A 14,087-nucleotide genomic window follows, 5' to 3' on the forward strand; every position below is an offset into this window, starting at 1 on the left:
CCGTTGTTCGAAGGTGGTGGGTGTGTCGAAAGCGTTGACCTCATGACTAGGGTGGGTGTCTCAACCACCGGACATCTGATTGAAGGGGGCGCCCAGTGACCACGGCACTGCGTCGTCTGCGCAACTACATCGACGGGGAGTTCCGGGACGCCGCCGACGGGCGGACCACGGAGGTGGTCGATCCGGCTACCGGAGAGCCGTACGCCACCGCCCCGCTGTCGGCCGCCGCCGATGTGGACGCGGCCATGGCCGCCGCCCAGGCCGCCTTCCCCGCCTGGCGCGACCTGATCCCGGCCGAGCGCCAGAAGGTCCTGCTCAAGATCGCCGACCGCTTCGAGGAGCGCGCCGACGAGCTGATCGCCGCCGAGTCCGAGAACTGCGGCAAGCCCCTCGCGCTCGTACGCTCCGAGGAAATCCCGCCGATGGTGGACCAGATCCGCTTCTTCGCGGGCGCCGCCCGGATGCTGGAGGGCCGCGCGTCCGGCGAGTACATGGACGGCTTCACCTCCATCATCCGCCGCGAGCCGATCGGCGTCTGCGCCCAGGTCGCGCCGTGGAACTACCCGATGATGATGGCCGTGTGGAAGTTCGCCCCGGCGCTCGCCGCCGGCAACACCGTCGTCATCAAGCCCTCCGACACCACCCCGGCGTCGACGGTCCTGATCGGCGAGATCATCGGCGGCGTGCTGGACGAACTCGGCCACTCCCGCGGCGTGTTCAACGTCGTCTGCGGCGACCGGGAGACCGGCCGGCTGATGGTCGAGCACGAGGTCCCCGCGATGGCGTCGATCACCGGCTCGGTGCGGGCCGGCATGCAGGTCGCCGAGTCCGCGGCCAAGGACCTCAAGCGGGTCCACCTGGAACTGGGCGGCAAGGCGCCGGTCGTGGTCTTCGACGACACCGACATCGCCAAGGCCGTCGAGGACATCTCCGTCGCCGGGTACTTCAACGCGGGCCAGGACTGTACGGCCGCCACCCGCGTGCTCGTCCAGGAGTCCATCCACGACGAGTTCGTCGCCGCGCTCGCCAAGGCCGCATCCGAGACGAAGACCGGCGCGGTCGACGACGAGGATGTGCTGTACGGGCCGCTGAACAACGCCAATCAGCTCAAGCAGGTCAAGGGCTTCATCGAGCGGCTGCCCGCGCACGCCAAGATCGAGGCGGGCGGCGAACAGGTCGGCGAGAAGGGCTACTTCTTCGCCCCGACCGTCGTCTCAGGGCTCCAGCAGGACGACGAGATCATCCAGCACGAGGTCTTCGGCCCGGTCATCACCGTCCAGTCGTTCCGTGACGAGGAGCAGGCGCTGGAGTGGGCCAACGGCGTCGAGTACGCCCTGGCCTCCTCGGTGTGGACCAAGGACCACGCCCGCGCCATGCGGATGTCCAAGAACCTCGACTTCGGCTGCGTGTGGATCAACACCCACATCCCGCTGGTCGCCGAGATGCCGCACGGCGGATTCAAGAAGTCCGGTTACGGCAAGGACCTTTCGGCCTACGGCTTCGACGACTACACCCGCATCAAGCACGTGATGACCTCGCTGGACGGCTGAGCCGCCGGTCCACCGTCGCGCGGCGCCGGCCGCTCGACACACCGTCGCGGGCGGAGGCCCGGCAATGGACGCTCTGTCTCTTGCCGCCTCCGCCCGCGACCCGTGAGAGTGCACGCCATGGCTGATCTTTCGCGGCGTTCGCTGCTTCGGGGCATGGGCACAGTCGGCGTGACCGGGGCGCTGGCCGCCGCCGCGGCCGGATGCGGGGTACCGCCCGCGTACGTCAAGGCGGCGGACCGGACGAGTCCCGACCGCTCGGCGCGCGACCACCGGCTGGTGTTCGCCAACTGGCCGCTCTACATCGACACCGACGACCACGACAAGCAGCGCAGGCCCACCCTGGACGCGTTCCAGCGCCGCAGCGGGATCTCCGTGACGTACACCGAGGAGATCAACGACAACGACGAGTTCTTCGGGAAGATCAGCCCCGCCCTGATGAACCACCAGCCCACCGGGCGCGACCTGATCGTCATCAGCGACTGGATGTGCGCCCGCTACGTCCGGCTCGGCTGGGTGCAGGAGATGGACCGGGCGGCCCAGCCGCACGTCGCGAAGAACCTCGACCCGCAGCTCGCCTCCCCGCCGTTCGACCCCGGCCGCAAGCACTCGGTGCCCTGGCAGTCCGGCATCACCGGCATCGCCTACAACCGCAGGAAGCTCGGCCGGGAGATCCGGCACACGTCCGACCTGTGGAAGGACGACCTGCGCGGCCGGGTCACCCTGCTGTCCGGGCTCGACGAGTCCTTCGCGATGCTGCTCCAGGGCGAAGGCGTCGACATCACCCGCTGGACGACCGACGACTTCCACCGGATGGCCGACCGGATACGGCGGCTCGTCGGCCGCGGCCACATCCGGCGCTTCACCGGCAACGACTACATCAAGGACCTCGACTCCGGCGATGTGCTCGCCGCCCAGGCGTACTCCGGCGACGTGATCCAACTCCAGGCCGACAACCCCGACATCGCGTTCGTGGTGCCCGAGGAAGGCGCCGAACTGTGGGCGGAGAGCCTGATGATCCCCAACCTCGCTGACCACAAGAGCAACGCCGAGAAACTCATCGACCACTACTACCGGCCGGAGGTCGCCGCCGACCTCGCCGCCTGGGTCAACTACGTCTGCCCCGTACCCGCCGCCCGCGACGTGCTGGCCTCGTCCAAGGACAAGGAACGCGCCGCCCTCGCCGAAGACCCGCTGGTCTTCCCCGACGCGGCGATGCGCAAGCGGCTGGCCATCGCCCGCGACATCACCTCCAAGGAGCGCCCCGCGCTCGCCAAGGAGTGGAACGGCATCGTGGGGCTGTGACGGGGCGGGCACCCGTGCCGCCGCCGGTGCTCGGCGCACCGGCGGCAGGTGTCAACTGCCCCTCCCCGTCCGCCCGTTCGGGCCCGGCGGCGGTCAGGCCTGCCAGGTCGCCGCGTAGCTGTCGATCTCGCGGGTCAGCCGGGCCTTGTCCGGTGCGTCCAGGAACGAGGCGTCGACGGCGTTCCTGGCGAGCGCCGTCACCCCCGCGGCGTCAAGATCCAGCAGCCGGGCGGCGATGCCGTATTCGGTGTTCAGGTCGGTGCCGAACATCGGCGGGTCGTCGCTGTTGATCGTCACCAGCACCCCGGCGTCGACCATCTGCCTGATCGGGTGCTCCTCCAGGCTGCGCACCGCGCGGGTCGCGATGTTGGAGGTGGGGCAGACCTCCAGCGGGATCCGCCGCTCGGCGAGATGGGCCAGCAGCGCCGGGTCCTGCGGGGCGCTGGTGCCGTGGCCGATGCGGTCGGCGCGCAGCTCGGTCAGGGCGTCCCAGATGGTTCCCGGGCCGGTCGTCTCGCCGGCGTGCGGCACCGAGCGCAGCCCGGCCGCGATGGCGCGGTCGAAGTACGGCTTGAACTGCGGGCGCGGTACGCCGATTTCGGGGCCGCCGAGACCGAACGACACCAGCCCCTCCGGCTGCAGCTCACAGGCGATGCGCGCGGTCTCGTCCGCGGCCTCCAGACCGGCCTCGCCGGGGATGTCGAAGCACCAGCGCAGCACCACACCCAGCTCGGACTCCGCGGACTTGCGCGCGTCCTCGATGGCCTCGACGTACGCCGCGTCCGGGATGCCGCGCTTGGTGGAGCTGAAGGGGGTCAGGGTCAGCTCGGCGTACCTGATGTTCTGCCGTGCCATGTCCCTGGCGACCTCGTACGTCAGCAGCCGCACGTCATCGGCGGTCCGCACGAGGTCCACGACGGAGAGGTAGACCTCGATGAAGTGCGCGAAATCGCGGAAGGTGAAGAAGTCGGCGAGCGCCTCGGGGTCGGTGGGGACCGGGGAGTCCGGGTGCCGGGCGGCCAGTTCCGCGACGATCCGGGGCGAGGCCGATCCGACATGGTGGACGTGCAGCTCCGCCTTGGGCAGGCCCGCGATGAAGGCGTCGAGATCGGACAACGGTTCCTCCTGGTCAATGGGGGTGGGGAGCGCGCAGACTTCCGGTCATCGTATGCGGCGGCCCGGCACGGGCGAGGGGCCGGGAGGGCGCGAGGGCGTGAGGAGCCGGGAGCGGGCCGCGGCCCGCCCGCGGCCCGGCCACACCGCCGTCAGTCCGCCGCCGCGAGCCGCCCGCGGGCTTCCATGAGGGCGAAGCCCAGCAGGTTCAGCCCACGCCAGCGCGCCGGGTCCGCCGCGCGCGGGTCGTCGGCCGCCAGACCTATGCCCCAGATCCGGTCCATCGGGCTGGCCTCCACCAGGACCCGGGAGTTGGTCCCCAGCAGGTAGGCGCGCAGCGCGGGGTCGTCGCCGAACTTGTGCATGCTGCCTTCGACGACGAGACCGAAGCGGTGCTCCTGCCAGACGGTCTCGTCGAAACCGCGCACCGTACGCCCCGCCGCCTTCGCCTGCTGGGGGTGGCCCGCGGCCACGGCACGCCGCTCCGCCTCCTCGTCCCCGAACAGCCGGGCCTTGGCGGCCATCATCCAGTGCTCGGCCGTGGCGTAGCGGACGCCGTCGACGGTGAAGGCGGACGGCCACCACTGGCTGAAGCAACTCGGGCCCAACGCGCCGTCCCTGCGCGGGGAATGGCCCCAGAAGTGGACGTACTTGACGCGCTCGCCCGCGGCCTCGGCGGCGAGCAGTTCCGGCACCGAGCGCGGGCCGCCGGCGGTGCTGTGGTGCGAGATCCCCGTGGTGTCGTGCATCATGCCGGGATTCTGTCAGCCGGCACTGACATTCTGTCGGGAGGCCGGACTACGGAAATCGCAGAATCCGTCGCGTAACCAAAAGGCAACAACGGAATCCCTTGTTGACCCCCTATCGCTCTGCCAAGATCGGCCATCAATTCCGGCAATAGCTACGCCCGGCCGTACCGTGGAACGGACCCGAGCCAGGCGGAGGAGACCACCGTGGAACAGCGTTTCGATGTGACCGAGCGATTCGCCGAGGGCGCGCAATTCCTTGCAGGGCGGCTGCGCGGTGGTACGTCGGGCCGCACCCAGAGCGTGGTGGATCCGGCGACAGGCGAAGAGGTCCACCGCTACGAACTCGCCGGTCCCGCCGACGTGGACGCGGCAGTCGAGGCCGCCGGGCGGGCCTTTCCCGAGTGGGGCGGCGCGACCCCGGGAGAACGCTCCGATACGCTGCACCGCTTCGCCGCCGCGCTCGCCGAAGACGCCGGCGAACTGGCCTACGCCGAATCGCTCAACTGCGGAAAGCCGCTCAAACTCAGCGCCGGGTTCGACGTACCGGGTTCGGTCGACAACGCCGCCTTCTTCGCCGGTGCCGCCCGCCACCTGGAAGGCAAAGCGGCGGGCGAGTACAGCCCGGACCACACCTCGGCCGTCCGCCGCGAACCGATCGGCGTCGTCGGCTCCATCGCACCCTGGAACTACCCGCTCCAGATGGCCGCGTGGAAGGTGCTGCCCGCCATCGCCGCCGGCAACACCATCGTCCTGAAGCCCGCCGAGATCACCCCGTTCACCTCGCTGATGTTCGCGCAGGCCGCGACCCGCGCCGGACTGCCCGACGGCGTGCTCAACATCGTCTCGGGCGCCGGCCGGGACGCCGGTGAACACCTCGTCGGCCACCCCGGGGTCGCGATGACGTCCTTCACCGGGTCGACCGGCGTCGGCAAGCGCGTCGCGGAGATCGCCACCGGCACCGTCAAGCGCCTGCACCTCGAACTGGGCGGCAAGGCCCCCTTCGTGGTCTTCGACGACGCCGACCTGGAAGCCGCCGTGCACGGCGCGGTGGCCGGGGCGCTCATCAACTCCGGCCAGGACTGCACCGCCGCCACCCGCGCCTACGTCCAACGCCCCCTGTACGACGCGTTCGTCGCCGGTGTCGCCGACCTGATGGCGACCGTACGGCTCGGCGACCCCTTCGACCCGTCGACGGACCTCGGCCCGCTGATCTCGCACGCCCAGCGCGACCGCGTCGCCGGTTTCGTCGACCGGGCCCGCGGCTACGCGACCGTCGTCACCGGCGGCGAGGCCCCGCAGGGCGAACTGGCCAAGGGCGCCTACTACCGGCCCACGCTCATCGCCGGCGCCGCCCAGGACAGCGAGATCGTGCAGGCCGAGATCTTCGGCCCGGTCCTGGTCGTGCTGCCCTTCGACAGCGACGACGAGGGCATCGCGCTCGCCAACGACACCCCCTACGGGCTCGCCGCATCCGCCTGGAGCCGTGACGTCTACCGCACCGGCCGCGCCACCCGCGAGATCAAGGCCGGCTGCGTCTGGGTCAACGACCACATCCCGATCATCAGCGAAATGCCGCACGGCGGCGCCAAGGCATCCGGCTACGGCAAGGACATGTCCGCCTACTCCTTCGATGAGTACACGCAGGTCAAGCACGTGATGTACGACATCACCGGGACCGCGAGGAAGGACTGGCACCGCACGGTCTTCGGGGACCGCGGCTAGGGACTGCCGTATGGATCGGGTCGGGCTCGCCCGCTCCCTGATCCGACCCGACCCCAACGACAGGCCCCGGCCTCCGAGACACGGGACGCAGACATGACCACAACCGCGAACCCCCGGAGCAGCGGCGGCGACGTCCGCCTCCGGGGCATCAGCAAGACCTACGGCTCCTTCACCGCCGTCCACCCGCTCGACCTCACCGTCCCCGCGGGCTCCTTCTTCGCCCTGCTGGGCGCGTCGGGCTGCGGCAAGACCACCACCCTGCGCATGATCGCGGGCCTTGAGGACCCGACCACCGGGACCGTGACCCTGTCCGGCCAGGACGTCACCGCCCTGCCGCCCTACAAACGGCAGGTCAACACCGTCTTCCAGAACTACGCGCTCTTCCCGCACCTGGACATCTACGAGAACGTCGCCTTCGGGCTGCGCCGCCGCGGCATCAAGTCCGTCAAGAAGCAGGTCGACGACATGCTCGACCTCGTCCAGCTCGGCCCCATGGCGCGCCGCAGGCCGCAGCAGCTCTCCGGCGGCCAGCAGCAGCGCGTCGCGGTCGCCCGCGCCCTGATCAACAAGCCCGAAGTGCTGCTGCTCGACGAGCCGTTGGGCGCCCTCGACCTCAAACTGCGCCGCCAGATGCAGCGGGAACTCAAGCGCATCCAGACCGAGGTCGGCATCACCTTCGTGCACGTCACCCACGACCAGGAGGAGGCCATGACGATGGCCGACACCGTGGCCGTGATGAACGGCGGCCGGGTCGAACAACTCGGCGCCCCCGCCGACCTCTACGAGAACCCCGCCACCACCTTCGTCGCCAACTTCCTCGGCACCTCCAACCTCATCGAGGCCGAGGTCGTCGCGGCGGACGGCGAGGAACTGCGGCTCACGGCCGGCGGGGCCGAACTGCGGCTGCCCGCGCGCCGGTGCAGCGCCCCGGCCCGCCCCGGCGGGAAGGTGCTGGCGGGCGTACGGCCGGAGAAGGTGGCCCTGGCGCACGCCGACGACGCCGGAGCGCTCCCCGAAGGCCGCAACCGGCTGCCCGCGCGCCTCAAGGACGCCGGGTTCATCGGCGTCTCCACGCAGTACGTCGTCACCGCGCCTGGTGTGGGCGAACTCGCCGTCTACGAGCAGAACATCGAGCGCGACGGACGGCTGATACCCGGCGCCGACGTCGTACTGCACTGGAACCCGGCACACACCTTCGGCCTGGACGCGGCCCAGGACATCGGGGCCGGCGCCGACCTCGACGAGGAGGCCGCATGACCGCGCAGCGCACCGCAGGACGGCGCCTGCACCGCGGGTGTATGGGGGTGCCGGCGTGACCGCGACCGAAGCGCCGCCCGGCGCGCCCGCCCCCGAGGCCGAGCCGCCCGCCGTCCGCACCCCGCCCGCCCGCAGACGGCTGGTGCCCTACTGGCTGCTGCTGCCCGGCATCCTGTGGCTGCTCGTCTTCTTCGCCGCCCCGCTCGTCTACCAGGCGTCCACGTCGATCCAGACCGGCTCGCTCGAAGAGGGCTTCAAGGTCACCTGGCACCTCGCCACCTACTGGGACGCGCTCGGCTCGTACTGGCCGCAGTTCGTCCGCTCCGTCTCCTACGCCGCCGTGGCCACCGTGCTCTGCCTGCTGCTCGGCTACCCGCTCGCCTACCTCATCGCCTTCAAGGCGGGCCGCTGGCGGCACCTCGTGATGATCCTCGTCATCGCCCCGTTCTTCACCAGCTTCCTGATCCGCACACTCGCCTGGAAGACGATCCTCGCCGACGGCGGCCCGGTCGTCGGCGCCCTCGACGCGCTGCACTTCCTGGACGTCACCACCTGGCTGGGCCTCACCGAAGGGCACCGGGTGCTCGCCACCCCGCTCGCCGTGGTGTGCGGACTGACGTACAACTTCCTGCCGTTCATGGTCCTGCCGCTCTACACCTCGCTGGAGCGGATCGACCCGCGGCTGCACGAGGCCGCAGGCGACCTCTACGCGCGGCCCTCCACCACCTTCCGCCGGGTGACCTTCCCGCTGTCCATGCCAGGCGTGGTGGCCGGCACCCTGCTCACCTTCATCCCGGCGGCCGGCGACTACATCAACGCCGAACTGCTCGGCTCCACCGACCAGAAGATGATCGGCAACGTCATCCAGTCGCAGTTCCTGCGGGTCCTGGACTACCCGACGGCCGCCGCGCTCTCCTTCATCCTGATGGCGGCGATCCTCACCATGGTCACCGTCTACATCCGCAAGTCAGGGACGGAGGACCTGGTCTGATGGCCGTCCGCGACACCACCGCACCGCCGGCCGCCGGTGCCCCGCACCGCGGCCTGCGCTGGCTGCGCCGCCACCTCGTCACGCTCGCAGGACTCGCCACGCTCGGCTACCTGATCCTGCCCAACGTCGTCGTGCTGGTCTTCTCCTTCAACAAGCCCAACGGCCGCTTCAACTACAGCTGGCAGCGCTTCTCCCTGGACGCCTGGAGCGACCCGTGCGGCGTCGCCGACCTGTGCGGCTCGCTGGGCCTCAGCCTCCAGATCGCCGTCTGGGCCACCCTCGGGGCCACCGTCCTGGGCACCATGATCGCCTTCGCGCTCGCCCGCTACCGCTTCCGCGCCCGGTCGTCCGTCAGCACCCTGATCTTCCTGCCGATGGCGATGCCCGAGGTCGTGATGGCCGCCTCGCTGGCCACCCTCTTCCTCAACATGGGCATCCAGTTCGGCTTCTGGACGATCCTCATCGCGCACATCATGTTCTGTCTGAGCTTCGTCGTCACCGCCGTCAAGGCCCGCGTGATGAGCATGGACCCGCGTCTCGAACAGGCCGCCCAGGACCTCTACGCCTCGCCCGCGCAGACCTTCCTGCGGGTCACCCTGCCGATCGCCGCGCCCGGCATCGCATCCGGCGCGCTGCTGTCCTTCGCGCTGTCCTTCGACGACTTCATCATCACCAACTTCAACGCCGGCTCCACCGTGACCTTTCCCATGTTCGTCTGGGGATCGGCACAGCGGGGTACTCCCGTTCAGATCAATGTCATCGGAACGGCGATGTTCCTGATCGCCGTGTTGTGCGTGGTCGCCGGCCAACTGGCCGGTGCCCGCCGTAAGAGGAGCTGAGAACCATGGCACGAGCTGCCATGACCCCCGTCCGCGCGCTCGCCGACGCGACCCCCGCCCCCTTCTGGCTCGACGACCCCGACCGCCCCGCCGCGCTGCCCGCCCTGGTCGGCGACGAACAGTGCGACCTGCTCGTCGTCGGCGGCGGCTACTCCGGCCTGTGGACCGCGCTGCTCGCCAAGGAACGCGACCCGCAGCGCGACGTCGTCCTCATCGAGGGCGCCGAGATCGGCTGGGCCGCGTCCGGGCGCAACGGCGGCTTCTGCGCCGCCTCCCTCACCCACGGCCTCGGCAACGGCCTGGCCCGCTGGCCCGGCGAACTCGCGCGCCTCGAAGAACTCGGCATCCGCAACCTCGACGCCATCGAGGAGGCCGTCACCCGCTACGGCATCGACTGCGCCTTCGAGCGCACCGGCGAGATCGACATCGCCACCGAGCCGCACCAGATCGCCGAGTTGGCCCAGGCCGCCGAAGACGCCGCCGCGCTCGGCCTGGACCGGCACACCTTCCTCGACCGGGACGCCCTGCGCGCCGAGGTCGACTCGCCGACCTTCCTCGCCGGACTGTGGGACCGCGACGGCGTCGCCATGCTCAACCCGGCCCGCCTCGCCTGGGGCCTGAAGCGGGCCTGCCTCGGCCTCGGCGTCCGCATCTACGAGCGCACCCGCGGCACCGCACTCGCGCCCCACGGCCCCGGCATGGCCGTCCGCACCCCCTACGGACGGGTCTTCGCCCGCCATGTCGCCCTCGGCACCAACGCGTTCCCCTCGCTCGTCAAGCGCGTCCGCCCGTACATCGTCCCGGTCTACGACCACGCCCTGATGACCGAGCCGCTGAGCGACGACCAACTCGCCGCCATCGGCTGGAAGAACCGCCAGGGCCTCTCGGACTCCAACAACCACTTCCACTACTTCCGCATCACCGCCGACCACCGCATCCTGTGGGGCGGCTACGACATCGTCTACCGCTACGGCGGCGGGGTGCGCGCCGAGTACGACCACCACCCGGCCACGTACGAGAAGCTCGCCCGGCACTTCTTCCGCTGCTTCCCGCAGCTGGAGGGCCTGCGCTTCAGCCACACCTGGGGCGGCGCCATCGACACCTGCGCCCGCTTCTCCGCCTTCTTCGGCACCGCGCACGGCGGCCGGGTCTCCTACGCCGCGGGCTACACCGGTCTCGGCGTGGGCGCCACCCGCTTCGGCGCCGAGGTCATGCTCGACCTGCTGGCCGGCGAGCGCACCGCACGCACCGAGCTGGAGATGGTCCGCAGCAAGCCGCTGCCGTTCCCGCCGGAGCCGCTGCGCTGGGCCGGCATCGGCATCACCCAGTGGTCGATGACCCGGGCCGACAGGCAGGCGGGCCACCGCAACCTGTGGCTGCGGGCGATGGACAAGGCGGGCCTCGGCTTCGACAGCTGACCGCCCGCCGCGCCCCGGGCCGCCGCCCGGACACCGGGTGCCGAAAAAGACCCGCCGACCTGTGTAAGGATGCCGCCCCCGCGCGCTCTCCCCGTCAGACCAGGCCCGAACGGGCCGGGAGAACGAGGAGAGACATGGACGCCGCGGGGGCGAAGAAAGCAGTGGACTGGCTGGCAGCGGTGGCACCCGACCCCGACGCCTGCCGCGAGGAGTGGGAGCGCAACCCGCTGGGGGTCGTACTCCTCCCCGCCGGCAGACGCTGGGACGTCCTGATCGTCGAGGGCGAACTCGGCTACCCCACCCTCGACGTCCTCACCCGCGTGATCGACAGGACGGGCCCGGTCCTGTCCGACTTCGGCGACTCCCGGATGGGCTTCTTCGTCCCCCCGGGGACCGCGAGCCGCTGGCTGGGCACCGGCGTACGCGCCGCGGGCGCCGGAACCTGGATCGTGACCCCCTACCCGGGCCGCGCCACCGGCGGCGTCCGCTGGATCGTCCCGCCGGACGGCACCGGCACCCTCACCGACCCGGCGCTCCTCGAACTCGCCCTGCACGAAGCGGTGGCGCTCAGGGCCGCTCCGTAGAGGGCTCGTCCGGGCACAGGTCTCAGAGGCGCGCCGCCGGCCGCCGGTCGCACACCGCGCACCACAGCGCGAGCAGCACGCCGGACAGGCACCAGCTCGCGAGCACGTCGAGCGGCCAGTGGTAGCCCTGGCGCACCAGGCCCACGCCGACGCAGAGGTTCAGCAGCGCGGCGGCCCAGGCGGGTCCGGCCACGGCCGGGCCCGCCGCGGTGTCCGGCCGCCGCCGCGCGCGGATCAGCAGCAGCGCCGTCAGGCCGTAGGCGACCGCGGCCGTGGCGGCGTGCCCCGACGGGTAGAAGCCGTCGTGCACCCCGGTCATCCGCGCCGGGCCCGGCCGGTCGAGCCACAGCTTGAGGGGGACGACGAGGGCGGGCAGCACGGCCAGGGTGACCATCGCGGCGAGCGGCGGCAGCCACCCGCGGGGTGCCGCCGCGCCGTCCGGCCTCCGGCCGCGCCAGTACGCCCACCCCGCCGCCACCAGCAGCAGCGGCAGTGCGACGACGGTGTTGCCGAGGTCGGCGAAGAACTCCGCGAGCGGCCCGGGTACCGCACTCGCGGCGAGCGCGCGTCCGGCCCGTTCGTCGAGGGCGCGCAGCGGGCCGTGGGCCGCCACCTGCCAGGTGAGCAGCGCGAACACCACCGCACAGGCGAGAGCCACCGCGGTGGGGGAGAGGCGGGACCTGCCGTGGCCCGGCAGAGAAAAAGGCCGCCTCGGAACAGGGGGGGGTGATTCCGAGGCGGCCACGCGGACCGGGGTGCCGCTCGCCCCGGGGGGTGTGGAGCGGGCGGCCATCCGATCGGTGAGGATTCCCGGAGTCCCCGTTTCCGGGGGATCCGGTGTCGTGCGCGAGGGCACGGCCTGGTCGAAGCCGGGGAAGCGCCGACCTGGCGTCGCCCGCAGTCCCCTGCGAGCGGGGTGTTTCTCTCATCTGCAGAAACCGTACGGCACCCGGCCCGCGGCCGACAGACGGATCACCCTGCCGCCATCGGGCCCGCACATCTTCTTCACGCCGCGGCACCCGGCACCTACCGTGCGTGCACCGCGCGCAGCGGCCCGCAGCGCGGCGAGTGCCGCGCCCCGGGCCGGTATGTCACGGGTCCTTCGCAGGTCAGAGCGTGGCGAGCGCCGACTCCACGATGTCCATGCCCTCGCCCAGCAGGGCCTCGCCGATCACCAGCGGCGGCAGGAACCGCACCACGTTGCCGTACGTACCGGTCGTCAGGACCAGCAGGCCCTGCTGGTGGCACGCCTTGGCGAGCGCGGCGGTGGCCTCCGGGTTCGGCTCCTTCGAACCGGACTGCACCAGCTCGATCGCGATCATCGCACCGCGCCCGCGGACCTCGCCGATGATGTCGTACTTCTCCGCCATCGCCTCCAGGCGCGGCTTCATGACCTCACCGATCCGGCGGGCCTTGCCGTTCAGGTCCTGCTCGCGCATGGTCTCGATCGAGCCGAGCGCCGCGGCGCAGGCCACCGGGTTGCCGCCGTAGGTGCCGCCCAGACCGCCCGCGTGCGCGGCGTCCATCATCTCGGCGCGGCCGGTGACCGCGGCCAGCGGCAGGCCGCCCGCGATGCCCTTCGCCGTCGTGATCAGGTCGGGCACGATGCCCTCGTCCTCGCAGGCGAACCACTGGCCGGTACGGCAGAAGCCGGACTGGATCTCGTCCGCGACGAAGACGATGCCGTTCTCCTTCGCGAACTGCGCGATGGCGGGCAGGAATCCCTTGGCCGGCTCGATGAAGCCGCCCTCGCCGAGCACCGGCTCGATGATGATCGCCGCGACGTTCTCCGCGCCGATCTGCTTGGTGATCTGCGAGATGGCCTGGTCGGCGGCCTCCTGCGCGCAGTTCTCCGGGCCGGTCAGCCAGCGGTAGGGGTAGGCGAGCGGCACCCGGTAGACCTCGGGCGCGAACGGGCCGAAGCCCTGCTTGTACGGCATGTTCTTGGAGGTCAGCGCCATCGTGAGGTTCGTACGGCCGTGGTAGCCGTGGTCGAACACGACGACCGCCTGGCGCTTGGTGTAGGAACGGGCGATCTTCACCGCGTTCTCCACCGCCTCCGCACCGGAGTTGAACAGCGCGGACTTCTTCGCGTGGTCGCCGGGCGTCAGTTCGGCGAGCTGCTCACAGACCTCGATGTACGGCTCGTACGGCGCGACCATGGCACAGGTGTGGGTGAACGCTTCCAACTGCGCGGTGGCGCGGCGGACCACGGCCTCGGCGCTGTTGCCGACCGAGGTCACCGCGATGCCGGAGCCGAAGTCGATGAGGGAGTTGCCGTCCACGTCCTCCAGGACACCGCCGCCGGCGCGCTTGACGAAGACGGGCAGCACCGCACCGACGCCACCCGCCACGGTGGCCTGCTTACGCGCCCACAGCTCCTGCGACTTGGGGCCGGGGATCGCGGTGACGACGCGACGCTCCTGGGGGAGGGCGGGGCCTCCGGACAGTTCGGTCATAGCAGTCTCCTGGGGGTGAAAGGCGACGTACGGAAGGTCTGTTCTCGCAGGCTAGGGGCGGGTGGCCGGGTCTGGCATGTTCCGTTCGGGAGAAGTGTGCGTG

The 14,087-nt window shown here is 71.2% G+C and carries 12 protein-coding genes; 8 read left to right on the forward strand and 4 right to left on the reverse strand.

The genetic code is table 11. From position 1 onward, the window contains the following. The first annotated feature begins 95 nt into the window (after positions 1–95). Both ACIBK8_RS03145 and ACIBK8_RS03150 read left to right on the forward strand, forming a co-directional pair. Positions 96–1,550, forward strand: a complete 1,455-nt coding sequence (locus tag ACIBK8_RS03145; RefSeq protein ID WP_399039746.1) for a gamma-aminobutyraldehyde dehydrogenase — start codon at positions 96–98, stop codon at positions 1,548–1,550. Positions 1,551–1,667: 117 nt separating this feature from the next. Continuing rightward, entirely contained in the window at positions 1,668–2,852 is a 1,185-nt protein-coding gene (locus tag ACIBK8_RS03150; protein ID WP_399039747.1) for a spermidine/putrescine ABC transporter substrate-binding protein, read from the forward strand. A gap of 93 nt (positions 2,853–2,945) precedes the next feature. On the opposite strand, the gene ACIBK8_RS03155 is transcribed toward ACIBK8_RS03150, so the two are convergent. Continuing rightward, positions 2,946–3,968, reverse strand: a complete 1,023-nt coding sequence (locus ACIBK8_RS03155; protein ID WP_399039748.1) for an adenosine deaminase — start codon at positions 3,966–3,968, stop codon at positions 2,946–2,948. A gap of 149 nt (positions 3,969–4,117) precedes the next feature. Continuing rightward, positions 4,118–4,717: an NADAR family protein gene (locus ACIBK8_RS03160; RefSeq protein WP_399039749.1), complete on the reverse strand. Its 600-nt coding sequence runs from the start codon at positions 4,715–4,717 to the stop codon at positions 4,118–4,120. Positions 4,718–4,918: 201 nt separating this feature from the next. On the opposite strand from ACIBK8_RS03160, the gene ACIBK8_RS03165 reads away from it, so the two are divergent. The 6 genes from ACIBK8_RS03165 to ACIBK8_RS03190 all read left to right on the forward strand — a co-directional run bounded on the left by ACIBK8_RS03165 (position 4,919) and on the right by ACIBK8_RS03190 (position 11,525). Then, the gene (locus tag ACIBK8_RS03165) at positions 4,919–6,436 is read left to right on the forward strand and encodes a gamma-aminobutyraldehyde dehydrogenase (protein ID WP_399039750.1); all 1,518 of its coding nucleotides are present in this window, start codon (positions 4,919–4,921) and stop codon (positions 6,434–6,436) included. 93 nt (positions 6,437–6,529) lie between these two features. Then, complete coding sequence (locus ACIBK8_RS03170) at positions 6,530–7,693, forward strand: ABC transporter ATP-binding protein (RefSeq protein ID WP_399039751.1); 1,164 nt, start codon at positions 6,530–6,532, stop codon at positions 7,691–7,693. A 55-nt stretch (positions 7,694–7,748) separates the two neighbouring features. Then, positions 7,749–8,684 carry an ABC transporter permease gene (locus ACIBK8_RS03175; protein WP_399039752.1) on the forward strand — a complete coding sequence of 312 codons (936 nt, stop codon included), beginning with the start codon at positions 7,749–7,751 and terminating at the stop codon, positions 8,682–8,684. After that, complete coding sequence (locus ACIBK8_RS03180; protein WP_399039753.1) at positions 8,684–9,523, forward strand: ABC transporter permease; 840 nt, start codon at positions 8,684–8,686, stop codon at positions 9,521–9,523. The genes ACIBK8_RS03175 and ACIBK8_RS03180 overlap by 1 nt, the downstream gene beginning before the upstream one ends. Positions 9,524–9,528: 5 nt before the next feature. Continuing rightward, positions 9,529–10,941, forward strand: coding sequence for an NAD(P)/FAD-dependent oxidoreductase (locus ACIBK8_RS03185; RefSeq protein ID WP_399039754.1), 1,413 nt, complete (start codon positions 9,529–9,531; stop codon positions 10,939–10,941). Positions 10,942–11,075: 134 nt separating this feature from the next. Continuing rightward, on the forward strand, positions 11,076–11,525 hold the full coding sequence (locus tag ACIBK8_RS03190) for a hypothetical protein (RefSeq protein WP_399039755.1): 450 nt from the start codon (positions 11,076–11,078) through the stop codon (positions 11,523–11,525). A gap of 22 nt (positions 11,526–11,547) precedes the next feature. On the opposite strand, the gene ACIBK8_RS03195 is transcribed toward ACIBK8_RS03190, so the two are convergent. After that, positions 11,548–12,183: a phosphatase PAP2 family protein gene (locus tag ACIBK8_RS03195; protein WP_399039756.1), complete on the reverse strand. Its 636-nt coding sequence runs from the start codon at positions 12,181–12,183 to the stop codon at positions 11,548–11,550. Between the two features lie 451 nt (positions 12,184–12,634). After that, on the reverse strand, positions 12,635–13,984 hold the full coding sequence (gabT, locus tag ACIBK8_RS03200; RefSeq protein WP_399039757.1) for a 4-aminobutyrate--2-oxoglutarate transaminase: 1,350 nt from the start codon (positions 13,982–13,984) through the stop codon (positions 12,635–12,637). Between the last annotated feature and the right edge of the window lie 103 nt (positions 13,985–14,087).

This window comes from Streptomyces sp. NPDC050161 (genome assembly GCF_044460025.1).
Lineage (GTDB): Bacteria > Actinomycetota > Actinomycetes > Streptomycetales > Streptomycetaceae > Streptomyces.

Coding starts and splice junctions, on each gene's coding strand:
- ACIBK8_RS03150 (WP_399039747.1), top strand. CDS start 1,668: ATGGCTGATCTTTCGCGGCGTTCGCTGCTTCGGGGCATGGGCACAGTC.
- ACIBK8_RS03160 (WP_399039749.1), bottom strand. CDS start 4,717: ATGATGCACGACACCACGGGGATCTCGCACCACAGCACCGCCGGCGGC.
- ACIBK8_RS03170 (WP_399039751.1), top strand. CDS start 6,530: ATGACCACAACCGCGAACCCCCGGAGCAGCGGCGGCGACGTCCGCCTC.
- ACIBK8_RS03180 (WP_399039753.1), top strand. CDS start 8,684: ATGGCCGTCCGCGACACCACCGCACCGCCGGCCGCCGGTGCCCCGCAC.
- ACIBK8_RS03185 (WP_399039754.1), top strand. CDS start 9,529: ATGGCACGAGCTGCCATGACCCCCGTCCGCGCGCTCGCCGACGCGACC.
- ACIBK8_RS03190 (WP_399039755.1), top strand. CDS start 11,076: ATGGACGCCGCGGGGGCGAAGAAAGCAGTGGACTGGCTGGCAGCGGTG.
- gabT (WP_399039757.1), bottom strand. CDS start 13,984: ATGACCGAACTGTCCGGAGGCCCCGCCCTCCCCCAGGAGCGTCGCGTC.